We start from the raw sequence: 19,173 nt of genomic DNA on the forward strand, positions 1-19,173 counted from the left end.
GAAGATCACTGTGGGAGCTGGCTTGCCAGCGATGAGGCCCTCAAGCCGAAAGCATCTGCCGCAACTCGACACAATCCGCCGCATGCCAATCAGTCAATTCCGGCCACGGATTATCCGGCAGATTCACCAGCACCGTCCGCGCTCCGGCGGCTCGCCCGCAATCGAGGTCGAAGCGGTAATCGCCGACCATCACCAGCTCGCTGGCCGGCACCTTCCACGCTTCGGCCAGTTTGAGCAGCCCGCCCGGATGCGGTTTGGGCGGTGCATCATCGCGGCCCAACACGTCCTCCAGCGCAAAGCAGTCGGCCAGGCCAATGGCCTCCAGCGTGACATGCGCCAGCTCCCGGGCATTGCGCGTGAGAATGCCCAGGCGATAACCGCGCCCGGCCAGTTCGCGCACCAACTCCACTGCGCCCGGCGCCGGTTTCGAACCGAGGGCCAGGTCCCGTTCGTGCTCCAGCAGCCACGCATGCTTGGCCGCGGCTTCATCGGCCGGCAGGGCGGCGAGGTGGGTCAGGATGTCGGCTTCGGCAGGAATCGCCAATGCGACGCGAATCGCCGCGAAATCGTGCACGGCCACGGTCAGGGTGCCGTCCATGTCGAACACCCAGTGGCGCACGTCGGCCAGGCTCACGCCCAATCCTTGCGGTGACGGATCAGGCCTTCCTGAGTGACCGAGGCCACCAGTTGCCCGGCGCGGTTGAACACGCTGCCACGGGAGAACCCGCGCGAGTTGCCGGCCCACGGACTGTCCATCGCATAGAGCAGCCAGTCATCGGCACGCAGATCCTGGTGGAACCACAAGGCGTGATCGAGGCTGGCGACCTGCATATCCTTGTGCCAGACCGATTTGCCGTGGGGCTGCATCGAGGTGACCAGCAGCCCGAAGTCCGATGCATAGGCCAGCAGGTATTTATGCAGCGCCGGCGAATCGGCCAAGGCGCCGTCGGCGCGGAACCAGACGTACTTGACCGGGTCGGACGGCAGCGGGTTGTAGGGATCTTTTTCGGTGACCGGGCGGAATTCGATCGGCTTGGGGCACAACAGCTTTTCGCGCATTTTCTCGGGGATCAGGTGCGCACGCTGCTGGGTGATTTCCAGCTCCGATGGCAGGTTTTCCGGACCGACAACTTGCGGCATTTCGCTCTGGTGCCGGAAGCCCTCTTCGTCGTACTGGAACGACGCACTGCAGGTGAAAATCGGGTGGCCCTTCTGGATCGCCGTCACCCGGCGCGTGCTGAAACTGCCACCGTCACGCACCCGGTCAACCTGATACACCACTGGCAATCCGGCATCGCCCGGACGCAGGAAATAGCCGTGCATCGAATGCACATGGCGCGCCTCTTCAACGGTCTGACTGGCCGCCGACAACGACTGACCGAGCACCTGACCGCCGAACAGCTGACGAAAACCCAGGTCCTGGCTGCGGCCACGGAACAGGTTTTCTTCGATCGGTTCCAGGGTCAGCAGGTCGACCAGATCTTCCAACACTTGGCTCATTCAGACTCTCCTCACGCAAAACATTGCCGCGCAGTCTTGGCTGCAACGGTCGATTCAATTTCCGGCCCGGGCCTTCATGGAGCCATTGTAAACGTCCGTACCAGCTTATCCATGCAAGGTTTGCAGCCATTGTTCGCGGCTGATGCGATACAGCACATGCCGGCGCAGCGGATGATCGGCTTCAAGTCGCGGGTGATCGAAGTCATCCGCCGGATCATGCTGCATGCCGATTGCCTGCATGACTTTCTCTGAAGGCAGATTGGTTTGCGTCGTGAAAGCCACGACCTCCTTCAACGGCAAGCGGTCGAACCCGCAGCGCAGAGCGGTCCATGCCGCTTCACTGGCGTAACCGAGGCCCCAGTGCTCGCGGGCCAGGCGCCAACCGATTTCCGTGGCGGGGGTGAAAGGCGCGTCGAATCCGACCACATTGAGCCCGGTAAAGCCGATAAACTGGCCAGAGTCCTTGCGCTGCAAGGCCCAGAGGCCAAAACCATGCTCGGCGAAATGACCACGAATTCGCCCGATCAATGATGCGCTTTCCAACCGGCTCAAGGTTTCCGGGAAATAGCGCATCACCTGCGGATCGGCACACATCGCCGCAAAGTCCGCCAAATCTTCATCGCGCCACTGACGTAATAGCAGCCGAGCGCTTTCAAGTTCCAGTATTGGCTCCATCGTGCCCCGCCCCTCCATTTCAATGTCGCCAGTCTACAACGCTGGTAGGATCCTTCTCTCATTCCCGTACGCTTTCCAGATAAATCAGTCATGTCCCTGCCCCTGATCTACCACGAAGACTACAGCCCCGAGTTTCCGGCGGATCACCGCTTCCCCATGGACAAGTTCCGCCTGTTGCGCGATCACCTGGTGGACAGCGGCCTGACCCGCGACGCCGACCTGCTGCGCCCGGATCTGTGTCCTGCCGACATTCTCGCCCTCGCCCATGACCCTTCGTATATCGAACGCTACATGAGTGGCGAACTGTCCCGCGAAGACCAGCGCCGCCTCGGCCTGCCCTGGAGCGAGGCCCTGGCCCGGCGTACGGTGCGGGCGGTCGGTGGCTCGTTGCTCGCGGCCGAGCAGGCGCTGGAACATGGCCTGGCCTGTCACCTGGCTGGCGGCACCCACCATGCGCACTACGACTACCCCGCCGGGTTCTGCATCTTCAATGACCTGGCGGTGATCAGCCATTACCTGCTGGAAAGTGGTCGGGTAAATCGGGTGCTGATCTTCGATTGCGACGTGCATCAGGGCGACGGGACTGCACGCATACTGCACAACACTCCAGAGGCGGTGACCGTTTCCCTGCACTGTGAGAAGAACTTTCCCGCACGCAAGGCCGAAAGTGATTGGGACATTCCGCTGCCCAACGGCATGGGCGATGCCGATTATCTGAAGGTGGTGGACGATGCACTCAACTACCTGCTGCCGCTCTACCAGCCGGATCTGGTGCTGTATGACGCCGGGGTCGATGTGCACAAGGACGACGCCCTGGGTTATCTGAAGCTGACAGACGAAGGCGTCGCCGCCCGCGATGAAAGCGTGATGCGCCATTGCCTGGGCCGCGACATTCCGGTGGTCGGGGTGATCGGCGGCGGCTACAGCAAGGACCGCCAGGCCCTGGCCCGCCGTCACGGCATCCTCCATCACAGCGCGCAACGTGTCTGGCAGTCATCAGGTTGTCACTGAGCTGTGGATGCTTTACCCACAATGCCTGTGGAGCTGCCTGTGGATAACCTGAGTGAAAGGGCCTACAGCCCATGGGGGGCTTGGGCCACAGAGCGGTGGTTGTTTTTTAACCACTACCAATGAATCCAAACTTACCTGTGGGAGCGGGCTTGCCCGCGATGAGGCCAGCACAGTCAGCACTTTTGTTGCCTGGCAGTCCGCTATCGCGGGCAAGCCCGCTCCCACAAAGATCGTGTACTGCTAGAATGCGCGGCTATTCCGCCACACCGCAGCTCTCATCATGACCCAGCCCTCATCCGCCTCCCCTTCCCGCGTCGCCATCATCGGCGGCGGCCCCGCCGGTCTGATGGCGGCCGAAGTGTTGAGCCAGGCCGGGATCAAGGTCGACCTGTACGACGGCATGCCTTCGGTCGGACGAAAATTCCTCCTGGCCGGTGTCGGCGGCATGAACATCACTCACTCCGAAGCCTACCCGGCGTTTCTCTCGCGCTACGCCGAACGAGCCCCGCAAATCGCCCCGCTGCTGCGTGGCTTCGGCGCCGAAGCGCTGTGCCAGTGGATTCATGACCTGGGCATCGAGACCTTCGTCGGCAGTTCCGGCCGGGTATTCCCCACCGACATGAAAGCCGCGCCGCTGCTGCGCGCCTGGCTCAAGCGCCTGCGCGACAGTGGCGTAGTTATCCACACCCGCCACCGCTGGCTCGGCTGGGACGAGCGTGGCGGATTGCGCATCGACTGCCCGGCAGGCGAAAAAACCGTTCAAGCCGATGCCACCCTGCTCGCCCTCGGTGGCGGCAGTTGGGCGCGCCTGGGTTCGGATGGCGCATGGATGCTGCCACTGGAGCAACACGGCGTAGGACTGGCGCCATTGCAACCGAGTAATTGTGGCTTCGAGGTGCAGGCCTGGAGCGAATTGATGGTCAACAAATTCGCCGGCGCGCCGCTGAAAAACATCGCCATCGGCCTTAACGACGACGTCCCCCGCCTCGGCGAATGTGTGATTACCGCCACCGGGATCGAAGGCAGTCTGATCTACGCCCTGTCGGCACCGATCCGCGAGGCGATCAACCTGCAGGGTTCGGCAACGATTCATCTGGACCTGCTGCCGGGTCGGCCTGTGGATAAAGTTCAGGCGGCGTTGAGCAAACCTCGGGGATCGCGTTCCATGGCCAAGCACCTGCACAGTCAGTTGGGCATCGATGGGGTGAAAGCGGCGCTATTGCGTGAGCTGACCAGCGCCGACTGCTTTGCCGATGTGGCCTTGCTGGCCAACGCGATCAAGGCTTTGCCACTGACACTGGTGAAAACCCGCCCACTGGACGAGGCGATCAGCAGCGCGGGTGGCGTGGTGTTCGAGGCGATGGATGAACGATTGATGCTCAAGCAAATGCCTGGCGTGTTTTGCGCCGGGGAAATGCTTGATTGGGAGGCGCCGACCGGCGGCTATCTGCTGACCGCGTGTTTCGCCAGTGGGCGAGCGGCGGGGTTGGGGATGGTGGAGTGGTTGCGGCGCTAGTCTGAAGACCGAGTCGTACCCATCGCGAGCAAGCTCGCTCCCACATTGATCTTCTGTGAACACAGAATTTGTGAACGACACAGATCCAGTGTGGGAGCGAGCTTGCTCGCGATGGCGGCTTAACAGACGCCGCAGTCAATCAAGGCTTACGCTTACGCGGCCCGGTATTGAACACCGGCACCTTGCGCACAGGCTTGATCGAAGGCTCCGCCGGCGCAACTTCCCCGCTATCCACCCATTTACCAAGGTTACGCTTGCCGCCACCACCGGAAGCCTTGGGCTTCTTTGGTTTTTTCGGTTTCTTGATCACCTGGCCGCTGGCATCGGTGTCCGGCACGCGGTGCTCCGGCTCGAAATCCGGCTCGTTCTGACGCTTCAGCGTCTGACGGGTCAGCATCTCGATGGCCGACAGCAAATTCACTTCATCGGCGCAGACCAGGGAAATCGCCTCGCCCGTCGACCCGGCGCGACCGGTACGACCGATGCGGTGGATGTAGTCTTCAGCAACGATTGGCAAGTCGAAGTTGACCACCAACGGCAGGTCTTCGATGTCCAGACCACGGGCGGCCACGTCGGTGGCGACCAGAATCTGTACTTCACTGGCCTTGAACCGGTCGAGTGCGCGCTGACGGGTCGCCTGGGGTTTGTCGCCGTGGATGCCGTCGGCGTTGATACCCAGCCCCTGGAGTTTTTCCACCAGCGCGTCCACGCCGTTGCGGGTCTTGGCGAACACCAGTACCTGCTTCCACTTGCCCTTGCGCATCAGGTGCACGAACAGTTCCGGCTTGCGCTTCTTGTCTACCGTCACGATCCATTGCTTGACGGTGTTGGCCGCCACGTTGCGCGGGCTGACTTCGATGCTCAGCGGGTCGTTGAGCATCTGCCCGGCCAGCAGGCGGATGTCATCGGAGAAGGTCGCGGAGAACAGCAGGGTCTGGCGCTTTTTCGGCAACGCCTTGTAGATGTTCGCCAATTCTTCGGAGAAGCCCAGGTCAAGCATGCGGTCGGCTTCGTCCAGCACCAGGGTTTGCAACTGGTTGAACTTCAGCGCGTTCTGGCGGAACAGGTCGAGCAAGCGGCCCGGGGTCGCCACCAGCAGATCGACACCGCTGCGCAGCTTCATCATTTGCGGGTTGATGCTGACGCCGCCATACACCGCGTAAGTACGCAGCGGCAGGTTTTCAGCATACTGGCGCACGGCTTCGTGAACTTGTTCAGCCAGTTCGCGGGTCGGCACCAGGATCAGCGCGCGGACCGAGTTGGCTGTGACTTTCGGCCCTTCCATGGCCAGCAGTTGCAACAGCGGCAGGGCGAAACCGGCGGTCTTGCCGGTGCCGGTCTGGGCGGCGGCCATCAGGTCGCGACCGGCCAGCACCGCCGGAACGGCTTGCGCCTGGACCGGCGTCGGAGTCTGGTAGCCGAGCTTCTCGAGAGAGCGCAGCAAGGGTTCGATCAGGCCAAGGGTGGCGAAAGTCATGGGAGTACCGTAGGAAAATTCAGCGCGGTTGTGCGAAACAAGAGTGCAATGGCGCGCAGTTTACCCTAATTCACATGGGATTCTGTCGGCACGACTGTTGGCACGACCTTCTCCACCGGCTGCTGCGGCGTACGACGCCACTGCGGCAAGCCAATCAGCACCACGGCGCTGATGATCACCAGCATCGCCAGTGCTTCTTCGATACCGATGCTCTCGCCGACAAACACGATCCCCAGCAACACCGCCACCGCTGGGTTGACGTAGGCATAACTGGTAGCCGCCGCCGGACGCACGTGTTTCAACAGGTACATGTAGGCGTTGAAGGCGATGATCGATCCGAACACGGTCAGGTACGCCAGCGCGGCCCAGCCTTCAATAGGCGGAACCTTGTCCATGTGTTCACCGCTGACCGCACTGCCGATCAGCAACACCACGCCACCCACCAGCATTTCCACGGCACTGGCCATCGCCCCCTGTGGCAGCGGCAGGTGTTTGCTCCACACCGAGCCGAAGGCCCAGGTGGCCGCCGCAAAAATCAGCAGGGCTGCACCCAACGGGCTTGATTGCAGGTTGGAGCCGAGGTTGAGCATGGCGATACCGATCATCCCCAGCACAATCCCGGCCCACTCGAGGCGGGTATTGCGTGCGCCCCAGAAATAGCCACAGAGCAAGGTAAACAGCGGCACCGTCGCCACGGCCAACGCGGCCACTCCCGAAGCCACGCCTGTGTGTTCGGCCACGCTGACCGCCCCGTTACCACACGCCAGCAGCAATACGCCGATGATCCCGGCGGCTTTCCATTGCGCCCAGGTGGGTGCCGGCACCCCGCGCCAGCGCAGGAAGGCGTACATCAAGGTCCCGGCAATGACGAAGCGGACCCCGGCGAGCAACAAGGGCGGCCAATACTCCACGCCGATGCGGATCACCAGGTAAGTCGAGCCCCAAATCACGTACAAGGCGAAAAAGGCAGCGATCAACGGTAAGGGGAAGCGACGTAGGCCGGACATGGAGGCATCTCACAGGCAGAACAGGCGAACGGCTATTCTAGAAAGGCTGGCGCCGGAAAATAAGTTACAAAACCTTTTTAAACCGCCAGTACACTTTTCAAAACACGGAGTTCACGGCTACAAACCGTGTTTTCGAAAGTTCGTCATTTTTCAGGAGTGCCACGATGGATAAGTACGACCGCATGCTGCTCAGCGCCCTGCTGGAAAACGGTCGCGCGTCCTACGCGGATCTCGCGCGCAAGGTCAACCTGTCCGCCCCGGCCGTGGCCGAGCGCGTGGCCAAGCTCGAAGCCAGCGGCGTGATCACCGGCTATCAGGCAAAGGTCGACATGGCCAAGCTCGGCCTGCCGATCCAGTGCGTGATCGAACTGCGCCTGAACCAGCACGGCAACCAGAAAGCCTACGACGACCTGATCAAAATCCCGCAATTGACCGAATGCCATCGGGTGACCGGCGATCCCTGCGTGATCATGCAGGCAGCCGTAGCCTCGATGCCGGAGCTGGAAGAGCTGATCAACCGAATCGCCACGTTCGGGTTCAGCAAGACGTCGATTGTGTTGTCGAGTGCGATAGAGAAGCGGGTGCCGTTGGGGCATATCGAAGGGAATGGCAAGTAACCCCCTGTAGGAGCGAGCCTGCTCGCGATGGTCGCCAACGATTACACGGGAAACCTGACACCCCGTGTTGCTCTCGGGTTCATCGCGAGCAAGCTCGCTCCTACAGGGTTCTGTTGCGTTTTAAAATCCGCGATAGCGCTTGAGGTGTTCGCCCACTTTCGCCGCCGGGACCTTCTGCAACTTGCACAGCAAGTCATGGGACAGCTCACGCAAGCCGTGCTTCTGCCGCAGCTCCTCGGCCAGGTGCGCCGTCAGGTTGGCCGCCATCTCGGCATCGGCCATGGCCCGGTGGGCCTTGCCGGTGTCGGGCAGGTTGGCGAAGGTGGTGAGGGTGCCGAGTTTGTGGTTCGGCGCGGCGGGCATCAGGCGCCGGGCCAGTAGCAGCGAGCAGGCAAAGTTCTGCAAGCGGGTGCGTTTGATTCGCCCGAGCTCAAAGTCCCAGAACTTCTGGTCGAACGCAGCGTTGTGTGCCAGCAGTGGTGTGGTGCCGACGAATTCATTGACCTCGTTCATCACCTGCTCCGCCGACGGCGCGGTGCGCAGCATGGCGTTGCTGATGCCAGTGAGTTGCTCGATGAAGGCCGGGACGCGCACGCCGGCGTTCATCAGGCTTTGGTAACGCTCGACGATGCGCCCCTGTTCAAGGATCACCACGGCAATTTCCGTGGCCCGGCAGCTGCTGCTCGGGGAGATCCCGGTGGTTTCAAAGTCGATGACTGCGATGCGTTCCAAACCTGGTTCAACTCCGTAAAAATCAATTCTTGAGCAGCAACGCGCCTTCGATCGGCACATAGCGGCTAGCGGCGCGGATCAGCGAGTTGGCGGTCAGGCCCGGCACGCCGTAGGCCACCGCTTGCACGCCGTGTTTGCTGATGATGCGTTCCAGCAGCATGTCGAAATCACCATCGCCTGAGGCCAGGACGATTTCATCGACATGGTCGGCGGCGTCCATGATGTCGAGGGTGATGCCCACGTCCCAGTCGCCCTTGGCCGAACCATCGCTGCGCTGGATGTACGGCTTGAGCTTCACGGTGAAACCGAGGTTGCGCAGGATCTGCTGGAACTGCTGCTGTTTGCTGTCGCCACGGTCGATGGCGTAGGCGTAGGCTTCGACGATCTCGCCCTGTTTGCTGACGTCAGCCCACAGCGCGGCGTAGTTGAAGTGGCAACCATAAGCCTGACGCACGGTGTAGTAGAGGTTCTGGACATCGGCGAACACTGCTATTTTTTTCACCGGTATTCCTCAAAGGCTGAATCAGGCACCAGGCCCGAAAAGTCGCCCAGTATGCCAGCCCGGAGGATTGTTCCGCGAATAATCGGCCCGGAGCGCCGTTGCGCTCCGGACGAATGGCAGGTCAGACGAAGGAATCGTCGTCGCCACCGAAGAGCGAGTCATCGCTGTAATCAGCGTCGCTGAACCCGCCTTGATTGTTGCTCCAGGAGTCGTTACCGGCCATGCGCTGGTCGTCGCCCCAGCCGTTGTTGCCCTGGTCGTTGACCTGGGCCGGCTCTTCCTTGATGACTTCGACAATTTCAGGTTGCTGGTTGTGATGGAACAGGCTGCTGATGCCTTGTGCCAGCATCACGCCACCTGCCACGCCGGCGGCGGTTTTCAGCGCACCACCGAGGAAACTGCTGCCGGCCGCTGCCGGTGCCTGCTGTTGCGGCGCATAGCCCTGCTGTGGAAAGTTTTGCTGCGGGGCACCGAAGTTCTGCTGCGGCGCTTGCGACCCGAACGACGAGCGTCCCGGCTCACGCCAGCCACCGCTCGATGGCGCCGCGCTCTGGGTGGGTGCCGGTTGTGGTTCACGGGAAGCGCCACCAAAAATACTCGACAAAAAGCCACCACTGCTCGGTGCCGGAGCCGGGCTCATCTGAGCCTTGGCCTGTTGCAGCTCGGCCTGCAACTGCTGGACTTGCTGGGTCAACTGCCTGTTCTGTTCATCGAGGCTCTTGATCGCCGCCTCTTGCACCAGAATCGCCTGGGTCATGAAATAACCTGCCGCGGGCTGACGCGTCAGGTGTTCCTTGATCCGCGCCTCGGCCTGGGCGTCGCGCGGGGCTGAGTCCGTTTCGGCCTGTTGCAGCCGGGAAAACAGTCCATCGATCAGGGTTTGTTCTTCGCTGTTCATGGCGACCTCGTAGATTGCCGGGGGAAATCGTTGTCCTTTTCCACTGAGGATAAGGTGCTCAACCTTAATGGAGGCTGAAACAAGATGTTTCAATGACCTTTACCGATCGTTTACGTTTGCGTCCCCGAGCGCTTCATCGGTTAAAGTGAGCCACTGCTTCCAACCTGCGATACCTACTGATGAATCCGTTAGACGTCCTGCGTGACTCGCTGTATTTCTTCAAGCGCAATCTGGGCCAGATCGTGCAGCTGTGCCTGCCGCTGGTGATTCTCGAGGCGCTGCTGCAACAAGTGGTCGACCACTCCACCGAGCCGGACAGTTTCCCCGGTATCAGCGTGATTGTCGGCCTGCTGGTGTACCCGCTGTACACCGCCGCGCTGATTCTGTTTCTCGACGCCCGCAGCCGAGGCGAGTCGCCGCGCAACCGCGACCTGCTGGCGATGGCGGCGAGCCTGTGGCCGCGCTTCGCCCTGCTGACGGCGCTCAATACCGTGCTGATCCTGCTGGGCCTGTCACTGTATTTCCTGCCGGGCATCTACCTGATGGTGACCCTGGCGTTTGGCGAATACCTGCTGGTGTTGCGCGGCCTGGCGCCGCTGGCGGCCATGAAGGAAAGCCTGCGTCAGACCCGCGGGCATTTCATGCGCATCCTGGTGTGCATTCTGTGTGTGATGGGGCCGCTGTGGCTGCTCAAGGGGGTCACCCTGGCGGCGTACCCCGAACCACAGAACCCGGTGATCTCGCTGCTGATCGACAGCGCCCACAGTTTCCTGCAGCTGTTTACCAGCGTGGTGTTGTTCCGTCTGTTCATGCTGATCAGCCCGCTGCCCGAGAGCAATGACAACTCGCTCTGACCTTGGGCCCGACCATCGCTCTCGGGTATGCTCGGGAACAATTTTGTAACGCTATTAAGCCGAGCCATGACCCGTCTACTGCGCTACACCCTGCTGGGCCTGCTGATCGCGATCGGCTTGATCGCCGTGATGATCTACAGCCTGACCTGGCGCCCCGATGCCAAAGAAACGTTGCCCGTCAGTTGCAGTGCACAGGCACCCACCCTGGTCCCCGGGCAGGTGCTGAAGGTGATGACCTGGAACGTCCAGTACCTGGCCGGCAAGCGTTACGTGTTCTGGAATGACCTGGCCGCCGGTACCGACGAACGCCCAACGCCGGAAGACATGGCCTTCAGCCTCGACGAAGTGGCGCGGGTGATTCGCGACGAACAACCGGACATCGTGCTGTTGCAGGAGCTGGACGACGGCGCCAAGGCCAGCGATTACCAGCAGCAGTTCAAACTGCTGCAAGAACGGCTCGCCGATCTGTACCCATGCAGCGCCAGCGCCTTCGACTGGAAGGCCGACTTCGTACCGAACCCGCCTATCTTCGGCAGTGTCGGTCGGCAACTGGCGACCCTGAGCCGTTACCAGGTCGAACATGCCGAACGCCTGCAACTGCCCGTCGCCTCGGGCAATCCGGTCAGCCGCCAATTCAAGCCCAGAAATGCCTTGCTGGTGAGCTACTTGCCTTTGAGTGACGGTGGACAGATGGCGGTGCTCAATACCCACCTGGACCGTGCGACCCAAGGCGACAATACCTTGCAAAACCAGGTGAACGCCGTGGCCAGGGCCCTCGATAAATTCGAAAGCCGTGGCACGCCGTGGCTGATCGGCGGGGACTTCAACCTATTGCCACTCGGCCAGTATCGACGCCTGCCCGATGCGCAACGCACGCCCTACTCCGCCGACAGTGCGTTGCACATCCTGTGGGACAAGTACCCGATGATCCCGACCAACAACGAAGCCAGTGGTATCGATCGCGAACGCTGGCTGACGCATTACCCGAACGACACCGGGCTGAACGGCCCGGACCGGACCGTTGACTATCTGTTCTACAGCCCGCGGATCAAACGGATGGAGGCGATGGTGCGGCAGGACGATACGTTGCGCATCTCCGATCACCTGCCGGTGATTGCCCGGTTTCTGTTGCCGGTTGCGCCCTGATTCCGTATCAACACAAAACCTTGTAGGAGCTGGCTTGCCAGCGAAGAGGCCAGTACATCCAACATCAATGTCGTTTGTTGCACCGCTTTCGCTGGCAAGCCAGCTCCTACAGGGGGTGTGCATTACTGGATTAATGGACCTCTTCCAGATCATCATGCAGCAGCCCGAAGATCTCGCGCTTCATCTCGATGAACGAGCGCTCCATGACCATGTCAAGGTTGCGTGGACGTTCAATCGGCACATCCAGAATCTGCTTGATCCGCCCTGGCCTTGCGCCCATCACATACACCCGGTCGCCCAACAGAATCGCCTCGTCGATATCGTGGGTCACGAACAACACCGTCTTCTTGCTGTTGCCCCAGACCCGCAGCAACAACTGCTGCATTTGCAGGCGCGTCTGGCTGTCGAGGGCGCCGAAGGGTTCGTCCATCAGCAGGATCTGCGGGTCATTGGCCAGCGCCCGGGCAATGGCGACACGCTGCATCATCCCGCCAGACAACTGCTTGGCGTAGTTGTCGGCAAAGCCGCTCAGGCCCACTTCATTGACGTAGTAGTCGACGATGTCCTTGCGTTGCGCCGCCGGCATGCCGCGTCGCTTGAGGCCGAACTCGACGTTCTGGCGCACTGTCAGCCACGGGAACAGCGTGTAGCTCTGGAACACCATGCCGCGATCCGCACCGGGGCCTTCCACCTGTTGGCCGCCGACGTAAATCTCGCCTGAGGTCGGTTCGGCCAGGCCAGCGGTGAGGTACAGCAGGCTTGACTTGCCGCAGCCCGAAGGCCCCACCAGCACAGCGAATTGCTGGTCCGGCACCTCGAACGACACCTCCTGTAACGCGGTAAAGGTTCCGCCATCGGGTTTCCTGTAGCTCAGGCTGACCTTGTCCACTTGCAGCCGTGGCGCGGTCACAGGGGCGGTCTGAGGGGCGACAAAACGATGAGTGGCGGCGGTTACTGAGCCCATGCGGTGATCCTCAGACGTAGGAAACGGAACAGTTGATCGGTGACCAGGCCCAACAGGCCGATGATCGCGATGGCGAGGAAAATCACATCCACCTGAAAGCCACGCATGGCCTTGAGGCTCAGGTAACCCAGGCCACTGGAAGCGGCGACCAGTTCAGCCACCACCAGGTAAGTCCAGGCCCAGCCCATGGTCACGCGCAGGGTGTCGAGCACACCTGGCAAGGAAGCCGGAGCGATCACATGCAGCACCGCATCGCGACGGTTCGAGCCGAGGGTATAGGAGGCGTTGATCAGGTCTTTGGAGATGCCCTTGGACACGTCCGCGATCATCACCAGTTGCTGGAAGAACACGCCGAAAATGATCACCGACACGCGCTGCTCCAGACCGATACCGATCCACAGGATGAACAGCGGCACGAATGAGGTTACCGGCAGGTAGCGAATGAAATTCACCAACGGTTCAAGGAAGGCCTGGACGATGCGGAAGCTGCCCATCAGCAAACCCAGCGGCACTGCCACCAGGGACGACACAATAAACCCGACCATCACCACTTCGACGCTGGCCCACACGTGCTGACCGAGGGTGCCGTCGCGACCCAGGCGCACGGCGGCCTCGACCACCGCGCCGGGCGTGGGCAGGAACATGCCCGGCACCACGCCGCCGTAGGACAACCCGGCCCACAGGCCGACCAACAGCACCCAGGCCAACCCGCTCGCGCTCCAGATCACCGAGACCGGCAAACCGGTCTTGGGCGTGATGCAGCGGCTCAGCCATGAATTGCGCTTGAACATGCAGCCTCCTAGAGCGGGGTAACGAAACGGTTGTCGATCAGGTCGTCATTGCTGACGTTGTAGGGTTTGCCTTGCAGCTCACTGGCGGTCTCGTTGGCCAGTTTGATCAGCGGTGCGCTGTCACCCGGTTTGCCCGGCGCCCCCAGCAGTTTTTCGCTCATGGCCTGGTCGTAGAAACGCACGCCCTGGGCGGCCGCTTCGAGCTCCTTCGGATCGGCCAGGTAACCACCAACGCCCTTGGCCATGATCTTGTAGGCTTCCTGCGGATGATCCTTGGTGTACTGCACGGCTTTGTACAAACCGGCCACCAGCGCCTTGACGTCTTCCGGCTGTTTTTCGATGACGGTGCAGTTCAGTGCGACCACGTCGACGATCACCCCCGGGGTGCTGCTGCTGTCGACCAGCACCTTGCCCTGCTGCTTGTCGCGCACCATCGACAGGTGCGGTTCCCAGGTCACGGCGGCGGGTACGCGACCGGCGATGAACGCGGTGGCGGCATCGTCAGCCGTCATGTTCTGCACGGTGATGTCGCTCATTTTCATGCCGTTCTTTTTCAGCAGATACGACAACCAGAACTGCGAGGTCGAACCTTCGTTCACCGCCACGGCCTGGCCTTTGAGCTCCTGCAGGCTCTTGACGTCCTTGCCCACCAGCACACCGTCGCCACCATGGCTATCGTCCAGCGCGGCCACGGCCTTGAAGCAGAATTGCGGACGGTACTTGAGCACCTCGTCGATGGTCGACGCCGAGCCGGACAACTCGCCGGAAGCTTGTGCGGCCATGTACATCGCCGCTTCTTCGACCACCGGCAACTCGACGGTCAAACCGTTTTCCTTGAAGTAGCCCAGGTCCTGGGCCAGGTACAGGGTGCCGTAGCCGACCCAGGTGGTATGACCGATGGACAGGGTGCCGGCCTGGGCGCTGGTGGCGACCGTCGCGGCGATGGCGGTGATCGCCAGTGGATGGGCAACGCGGGTAAGCAAGGACTTGATCATGGAGCACTCCCAAAGCTGTTGATTTAGTTTTGTCATGGGCAGTACGGCCAACGGCCCGGCCTGTGGTCTCTGATGGACCTTTCGGCATGCAGCACTGGGCTGGCTGGCGAGATCGATGGTGGCCCAAGGGCGGGCTTAGGAAAATGAGGAAATATGTGGATGCGAACGATGAAAAAACTCGTTAGCGCGCACTGCTGAAGGGCGCTGTGGGCGGGGATGCCCGAGGTGGGTGCAGGACTTGGAAAATGGGTTGGGCTGGCAAAAGCAATCGCGGGCAAGCCCGCTCCCACAGGGTTTGTGCCGGCCGCAATATTTGGGCATTACACAAATCCTGTGGGAGCGGGCTTGCCCGCGATCAAGGTCCGAAGGACCTTCCGGCAATCTCAGAGCCGGCCGTATTCCTGCGCCGTACGATCCACCGCTTTCAAGGTCTTGCCGACCAACTCATCGATCTCTTCACGACTGGCAATCAACGCCGGCGCCATGATCATCCGGCCAAGGGTCGAGCGAATGATCACGCCCTCTTCAAAACCAATCGTACGGCAGCACCACGCAATGTCGTTCTCGTTGGCAAAACGCTTGCGGCTGGTTTTGTCTTCGGCCAGTTGCAGCGCCGCGACCATGCCCGTGCCCTGGATATCGCCCACCAGTGGGTGCTTGCCGAACACTTCGCGCAGGCACTGCTGCAGGTACGGGCCGATGTCATCCTTGACCCGCGTCACCACGCCTTCATCGCGCAGGGCCTTGAGGTTGGCAATCGCCACCGCCGCCGCCACCGGGTGCCCGGAATAGGTCAGGCCGTGGGCAAACACGCCGCCCTGCTCCACCAGCACCGAGGCCATTTTCTTCGACAGGATCAAGCCACCCATGGGGATGTAGCCCGAGGTCAGGCCCTTGGCGATGGACAGGGTGTCCGGCTCGAAACCGAAGTACTCGTGGGCGAACCATTCGCCGGTGCGACCGAAGCCACCAATCACTTCATCGGCACACAGCAACACATCGTACTTGCGGCAGATGCGCTGGATTTCCGGCCAGTAGCTTTCTGGCGGGAAGATCATGCCACCGGCCCCCTGGAACGGTTCGGCGATGAAACCTGCGACCTTGTCCGCGCCCAGTTCGAGAATCTTCGCTTCCAGTTGCTGTGCCGCGCGCAGACCGAATTCAGCTGGCGTCAGGTTGCCCTCGTGAGCGAAGAAGTACGGCTCGTCGATGTGCTCGATGTCCGGAATCATACCGCCCATTTCGTGCATGAATTTCATGCCGCCGAGCGCCGTCGCGGCCAGGGTCGAACCGTGGTAACCGTTCCAGCGGCCGATCATGATTTTCTTCTCTGGCTTGCCGAGCACCTGCCAGTAACGACGCACCGTGCGGATCAACACCTCGTTGGCTTCAGAGCCGGAGTTGGTGTAGATCGCGTGGCTGTAGTGACCCGGCAGCAGGCTGAACAGCAGCTCGGACAGCTCGATCACCTGCGGGTGGGTGGTGTGGAAAAACATGTTGTAGTACGGCAGCTGTTCCAGCTGCTGGCCCGCGGCGGCCGCCAGGTCCTTGCGCCCGTAACCGAGGTTGGTGCACCACAACCCGGACATGCCGTCGAGGTAACGCCGGCCATCGTTGTCCCACAGGTGCAAGCGCTCGCCACGGACCATCACCCGTGGCCCCTCGTCATTGAGGGCTTTCTGATCGACGAACGCATGGATGTGGTGCGCAGCGTCGGCGGCCTGGTAGTCGCGGGTTTCACGTGGTGTGGTCATCGCCAGTTCTCCGTTTTGTTATCAGCGCAATTGAAACCAGGTGGTCTTCAACTGGGTGTATTTATCGAATGAATGCAGGGACAGGTCGCGGCCGAAACCCGACTGCTTGCCGCCGCCAAAAGGCACGGTCACGTCCAGTGCATCGACGCTGTTGACCGACACCGTGCCCGCTCGCAACTGTCGCGCCACACGGTGAGCGCGGTTGAGGTCGTCGGTCCACAACGAGGCCGCTAGACCGTAGACGCTGTCGTTGGCCAATTTCAAAGCGTGGGCCTCGTCGTCGAACGCCGTGACGGCCAGTACCGGGCCGAACACTTCGTCGCGAAACAGCGGCATGTCCGGCGTTACGCCGGTGAAAATCGTCGGTTGGATGAAGTTGTCCGAGCCGTTGAAGATCGACTGCCGACCACCACAGACTTTTGTCGCACCCTGCAGTTCGGCCTGCTGGATGAACTTCATGATGCGTGCAGTCTGACGGCTGTCGACGATGGCCCCGGCGGCGCTCGACGGGTTCAGCGGATCGCCCGGCTGCCAGCGTTCGGCCTGGGCCTTGAGGCGTTCGACGAACTCGTCATGAATCGAACGCTGCACCAGCAACCGCGAGTTGGCCGAACAGACTTCACCCTGATTGAAGAAGATGCCGAATGCGGCTTTCTCGGCCGCCAGGTCCAGATCCTGACAATCGGCGAACACCAGGTTGGCGCTCTTGCCGCCACACTCCAGCCACACCTGCTTGAGGTTCGACTGGGCCGAGTACTGCATGAAATATTTGCCGACTTCGGTGGAGCCGGTGAACACCAGGCAATCGACGTCCGGGTGCAGGCCGAGGGCCTTACCGGTTTGCTCGCCAAGGCCCGGCAATACGTTGAGTACGCCAGCCGGAATACCGGCTTCCAACGCCAGCTCAGCCAGACGCAAGGCCGAAAACGGCGACTGCTCGGCCGGTTTGAGAATCACCGAATTGCCCGAAGCCAGGGCCGGAGCGAGTTTCCACGCGGCCATGTCCAGGGGGAAATTCCACGGCACCACGGCCGCCACCACGCCGAGGGCTTCGCGGGTAATGGTCGCCAGCACGTTCTGCGCACTCGGCGCGACCTGATCGTAGAGTTTGTCGAGGCTCTCGGCGTACCAGCGGAACACGCCCGCGGCGCCCGGCACATCGATGTTGTAGGCATCCGCAACGGGCTTGCCCATGTTCAGCGAGTCGAGCAGCGCCAGCTCTTCGCGGTGGTCGAGGATCAAATCGGCCAGGCGCAACAGCACTTGCTTGCGTTCGGTCGGTGAGCGTGCAGCCCAGGTGCCCGCCTCGAAGACCTGCCGCGCATTGCGCACCGCTGCATTCACGTCGTCTTCGCCGCAGGCGGCAACGTTGGCCAGGCATTGGCCGGTGGCGGGGTTGATCGCGGCGAAAGTCCGCCCCGACTGCGCTGCACGGCGCTGTCCATCGATCACGGCCTGGTCGGGAAACCGCAGGGAAGCGGCCTTGCGTTGCCAATACTCAAGCTCGAACACGTTCAGATGCTCCGTTGGACATTCTTGTGTATTGGATAGTCGCTCAGGCCCAAGCGGTGGAAAACCAGTAAAAATGTGTTCGCAGGCCAAGAAAAAACTACGTAGCCAATCTCCCTTCTGGCGCAGCATGTGGTTATTGTTCAACCACAACAAATCGCTGCCCGAGCGGATAGGGGTGGCGCGCAAATTGCCTGGATGCCTGATTCGTTCTCCCCCGAGGTTTGCTGTGGCTGCCTACAATCTGCGTCAACTGAAATACTTCATCACCACCGTCGAGTGCGGCAGCGTCGCCGAGGCCTCGCGCAAGCTGTACATCGCCCAGCCTTCGATCTCCACGGCCATCAAAGGGCTGGAAGACAGTTTCGGTGTGCAACTGCTGATCCGCCATCACGCCCAGGGCGTGTCGCTGACCCCCAGCGGTGCACGCTTTTACCGCAAGGCCCAGGAACTGCTGCGCATGGCCAAGGAGTTCGAGCAGAACGCCTTGGCCGACAACGATGTGGTGTCCGGGCAAATCGATATCGGCTGCTTCGAAACCGTCGCGCCGCTGTACCTGCCGCAGCTGATTGCCGGGTTTTCGGCGTTGTACCCGGGGGTGGAAATCCGCATCCGCGACGGCGAGCAACAAGAGCTGGTGCAGGGCCTGACTTCCGGAGCCTTCGATCTGGCGATCCTCTACGAGCACGACCTCGACGGCACCATCGAGACTGAACCGCTGATGCCCGCGCAACGGCCTTACGCATTGCTACCGGCGGATCACCGCTTCGCCCAGCAGGCGCAAGTATCGCTGCGGGACCTGTGCCTGGAGCCGATGATTCTTCTGGACGTGCAGCCGAGCCGGACCTACTTCGTCAGCCTGTTCGATGAGCTGGGACTGACCCCACGCATCGCCTTCAGCTCTCCATCGATCGAGATGGTGCGCGGCATGGTCGGACAAGGCTTTGGTTTCTCGATCCTGGTGACCAAGCCGCATTCGGAATGCACCTACGACGGGCAGAAAGTGGTGTGCGTGGACATTGCCGAAGACGTCACCGGTTCGGGACTGGTGGCGGCGTGGCTCAAACGCGGGCAACTGACCAAACCGGCACAGTTGTTTGCTGACTATTGCCGCGAACAGCTGACCGCCAAATCCGAAAGCTCACGTACCCAATTGTAGGAGCTGGCTTGCCAGCGAAGGCGCCCGAAAGGTCAATTCACGGCTCAAGACCGCCTTCGCCGGCAA

The 19,173-nt window shown here is 61.5% G+C and carries 19 protein-coding genes; 6 read left to right on the plus strand and 13 right to left on the minus strand.

Annotation, left to right across the window (positions count from 1 at the left end; genetic code table 11):
* Window positions 1–40 precede the first annotated feature (40 nt).
* The 3 genes from PMI31_RS26290 to PMI31_RS26300 all read right to left on the minus strand — a co-directional run bounded on the left by PMI31_RS26290 (window position 41) and on the right by PMI31_RS26300 (window position 2,175).
* Entirely contained in the window at window positions 41–634 is a 594-nt protein-coding gene (locus PMI31_RS26290; RefSeq protein ID WP_008022597.1) for an HAD family hydrolase, read from the minus strand.
* Window positions 631–1,500, minus strand: a complete 870-nt coding sequence (gene tesB / locus PMI31_RS26295; RefSeq protein WP_008022598.1) for an acyl-CoA thioesterase II — start codon at window positions 1,498–1,500, stop codon at window positions 631–633. Before tesB ends, PMI31_RS26290 begins: the two co-directional genes overlap by 4 nt.
* Window positions 1,501–1,605: 105 nt before the next feature.
* Window positions 1,606–2,175 carry a GNAT family N-acetyltransferase gene (locus PMI31_RS26300; protein WP_008022600.1) on the minus strand — a complete coding sequence of 190 codons (570 nt, stop codon included), beginning with the start codon at window positions 2,173–2,175 and terminating at the stop codon, window positions 1,606–1,608.
* Between the two features lie 90 nt (window positions 2,176–2,265).
* Here PMI31_RS26300 and PMI31_RS26305 point away from each other — a divergent pair, with 90 nt between their 5' ends.
* Both PMI31_RS26305 and PMI31_RS26310 read left to right on the plus strand, forming a co-directional pair.
* On the plus strand, window positions 2,266–3,186 hold the full coding sequence (locus tag PMI31_RS26305; RefSeq protein WP_008022602.1) for a histone deacetylase family protein: 921 nt from the start codon (window positions 2,266–2,268) through the stop codon (window positions 3,184–3,186).
* A 280-nt stretch (window positions 3,187–3,466) separates the two neighbouring features.
* Window positions 3,467–4,702 carry a TIGR03862 family flavoprotein gene (locus PMI31_RS26310; RefSeq protein ID WP_008022603.1) on the plus strand — a complete coding sequence of 412 codons (1,236 nt, stop codon included), beginning with the start codon at window positions 3,467–3,469 and terminating at the stop codon, window positions 4,700–4,702.
* A gap of 139 nt (window positions 4,703–4,841) precedes the next feature.
* Here PMI31_RS26310 and PMI31_RS26315 read toward each other — a convergent pair whose 3' ends face one another.
* Together PMI31_RS26315 and yedA are read right to left on the minus strand one after the other, a co-directional pair.
* Window positions 4,842–6,179: a DEAD/DEAH box helicase gene (locus PMI31_RS26315; RefSeq protein WP_008022605.1), complete on the minus strand. Its 1,338-nt coding sequence runs from the start codon at window positions 6,177–6,179 to the stop codon at window positions 4,842–4,844.
* A gap of 65 nt (window positions 6,180–6,244) precedes the next feature.
* Window positions 6,245–7,186, minus strand: coding sequence for a drug/metabolite exporter YedA (gene yedA, locus PMI31_RS26320; RefSeq protein WP_008022607.1), 942 nt, complete (start codon window positions 7,184–7,186; stop codon window positions 6,245–6,247).
* 164 nt (window positions 7,187–7,350) lie between these two features.
* Here yedA and PMI31_RS26325 point away from each other — a divergent pair, with 164 nt between their 5' ends.
* A complete protein-coding gene (locus tag PMI31_RS26325; RefSeq protein ID WP_008022609.1) occupies window positions 7,351–7,803 on the plus strand; it encodes an Lrp/AsnC family transcriptional regulator in 453 nt (150 codons plus the stop codon).
* A 120-nt stretch (window positions 7,804–7,923) separates the two neighbouring features.
* Here PMI31_RS26325 and PMI31_RS26330 read toward each other — a convergent pair whose 3' ends face one another.
* From PMI31_RS26330 to PMI31_RS26340, 3 genes are all read right to left on the minus strand, one after another.
* Window positions 7,924–8,535, minus strand: a complete 612-nt coding sequence (locus tag PMI31_RS26330; RefSeq protein WP_008022612.1) for a 3'-5' exonuclease — start codon at window positions 8,533–8,535, stop codon at window positions 7,924–7,926.
* 22 nt (window positions 8,536–8,557) lie between these two features.
* Window positions 8,558–9,037 (minus strand): LabA-like NYN domain-containing protein, encoded by a 480-nt coding sequence (locus tag PMI31_RS26335; RefSeq protein ID WP_008022614.1) that lies wholly within the window; start codon window positions 9,035–9,037, stop codon window positions 8,558–8,560.
* Window positions 9,038–9,158: 121 nt separating this feature from the next.
* On the minus strand, window positions 9,159–9,935 hold the full coding sequence (locus PMI31_RS26340; RefSeq protein WP_008022616.1) for a DUF2076 domain-containing protein: 777 nt from the start codon (window positions 9,933–9,935) through the stop codon (window positions 9,159–9,161).
* A gap of 179 nt (window positions 9,936–10,114) precedes the next feature.
* Here PMI31_RS26340 and PMI31_RS26345 point away from each other — a divergent pair, with 179 nt between their 5' ends.
* Window positions 10,115–10,789 (plus strand): YciC family protein, encoded by a 675-nt coding sequence (locus tag PMI31_RS26345; RefSeq protein ID WP_008022618.1) that lies wholly within the window; start codon window positions 10,115–10,117, stop codon window positions 10,787–10,789.
* 66 nt (window positions 10,790–10,855) lie between these two features.
* A complete protein-coding gene (locus tag PMI31_RS26350; RefSeq protein WP_008022619.1) occupies window positions 10,856–11,935 on the plus strand; it encodes an endonuclease/exonuclease/phosphatase family protein in 1,080 nt (359 codons plus the stop codon).
* Between the two features lie 130 nt (window positions 11,936–12,065).
* On the opposite strand, the gene PMI31_RS26355 is transcribed toward PMI31_RS26350, so the two are convergent.
* The 5 genes from PMI31_RS26355 to PMI31_RS26375 form a co-directional block, all read right to left on the minus strand.
* Window positions 12,066–12,899: an ABC transporter ATP-binding protein gene (locus PMI31_RS26355; RefSeq protein ID WP_008022622.1), complete on the minus strand. Its 834-nt coding sequence runs from the start codon at window positions 12,897–12,899 to the stop codon at window positions 12,066–12,068.
* Entirely contained in the window at window positions 12,887–13,690 is an 804-nt protein-coding gene (locus PMI31_RS26360) for an ABC transporter permease (RefSeq protein WP_007990681.1), read from the minus strand. Before PMI31_RS26360 ends, PMI31_RS26355 begins: the two co-directional genes overlap by 13 nt.
* An 8-nt stretch (window positions 13,691–13,698) precedes the next feature.
* Window positions 13,699–14,685, minus strand: a complete 987-nt coding sequence (locus PMI31_RS26365; protein WP_008022624.1) for an ABC transporter substrate-binding protein — start codon at window positions 14,683–14,685, stop codon at window positions 13,699–13,701.
* Between the two features lie 383 nt (window positions 14,686–15,068).
* The gene (locus PMI31_RS26370; protein WP_008022626.1) at window positions 15,069–16,439 is read right to left on the minus strand and encodes an aspartate aminotransferase family protein; all 1,371 of its coding nucleotides are present in this window, start codon (window positions 16,437–16,439) and stop codon (window positions 15,069–15,071) included.
* A 21-nt stretch (window positions 16,440–16,460) separates the two neighbouring features.
* Window positions 16,461–17,951, minus strand: a complete 1,491-nt coding sequence (locus PMI31_RS26375) for an aldehyde dehydrogenase (RefSeq protein ID WP_008022628.1) — start codon at window positions 17,949–17,951, stop codon at window positions 16,461–16,463.
* Window positions 17,952–18,177: 226 nt separating this feature from the next.
* Between PMI31_RS26375 and PMI31_RS26380 the strand changes: the two genes are divergently transcribed.
* Entirely contained in the window at window positions 18,178–19,107 is a 930-nt protein-coding gene (locus PMI31_RS26380; RefSeq protein WP_008022629.1) for a LysR family transcriptional regulator, read from the plus strand.
* Window positions 19,108–19,173 lie beyond the last annotated feature (66 nt).

Origin of the sequence: Pseudomonas sp. GM55 (assembly GCF_000282395.1) — a bacterium.
GTDB lineage: Bacteria > Pseudomonadota > Gammaproteobacteria > Pseudomonadales > Pseudomonadaceae > Aquipseudomonas > Aquipseudomonas fluorescens_CC.

Bases quoted from the DNA above. Each gene is read 5' to 3' on its own strand.
- PMI31_RS26305 (WP_008022602.1), top strand. From the start codon at position 2,266: ATGTCCCTGCCCCTGATCTACCACGAAGACTACAGCCCCGAGTTTCCG.
- yedA (WP_008022607.1), bottom strand. From the start codon at position 7,186: ATGTCCGGCCTACGTCGCTTCCCCTTACCGTTGATCGCTGCCTTTTTC.
- PMI31_RS26355 (WP_008022622.1), bottom strand. From the start codon at position 12,899: ATGGGCTCAGTAACCGCCGCCACTCATCGTTTTGTCGCCCCTCAGACC.
- PMI31_RS26310 (WP_008022603.1), top strand. From the start codon at position 3,467: ATGACCCAGCCCTCATCCGCCTCCCCTTCCCGCGTCGCCATCATCGGC.
- PMI31_RS26370 (WP_008022626.1), bottom strand. From the start codon at position 16,439: ATGACCACACCACGTGAAACCCGCGACTACCAGGCCGCCGACGCTGCG.
- tesB (WP_008022598.1), bottom strand. From the start codon at position 1,500: ATGAGCCAAGTGTTGGAAGATCTGGTCGACCTGCTGACCCTGGAACCG.
- PMI31_RS26325 (WP_008022609.1), top strand. From the start codon at position 7,351: ATGGATAAGTACGACCGCATGCTGCTCAGCGCCCTGCTGGAAAACGGT.
- PMI31_RS26300 (WP_008022600.1), bottom strand. From the start codon at position 2,175: ATGGAGCCAATACTGGAACTTGAAAGCGCTCGGCTGCTATTACGTCAG.
- PMI31_RS26340 (WP_008022616.1), bottom strand. From the start codon at position 9,935: ATGAACAGCGAAGAACAAACCCTGATCGATGGACTGTTTTCCCGGCTG.
- PMI31_RS26350 (WP_008022619.1), top strand. From the start codon at position 10,856: ATGACCCGTCTACTGCGCTACACCCTGCTGGGCCTGCTGATCGCGATC.
- PMI31_RS26365 (WP_008022624.1), bottom strand. From the start codon at position 14,685: ATGATCAAGTCCTTGCTTACCCGCGTTGCCCATCCACTGGCGATCACC.
- PMI31_RS26360 (WP_007990681.1), bottom strand. From the start codon at position 13,690: ATGTTCAAGCGCAATTCATGGCTGAGCCGCTGCATCACGCCCAAGACC.
- PMI31_RS26315 (WP_008022605.1), bottom strand. From the start codon at position 6,179: ATGACTTTCGCCACCCTTGGCCTGATCGAACCCTTGCTGCGCTCTCTC.
- PMI31_RS26345 (WP_008022618.1), top strand. From the start codon at position 10,115: ATGAATCCGTTAGACGTCCTGCGTGACTCGCTGTATTTCTTCAAGCGC.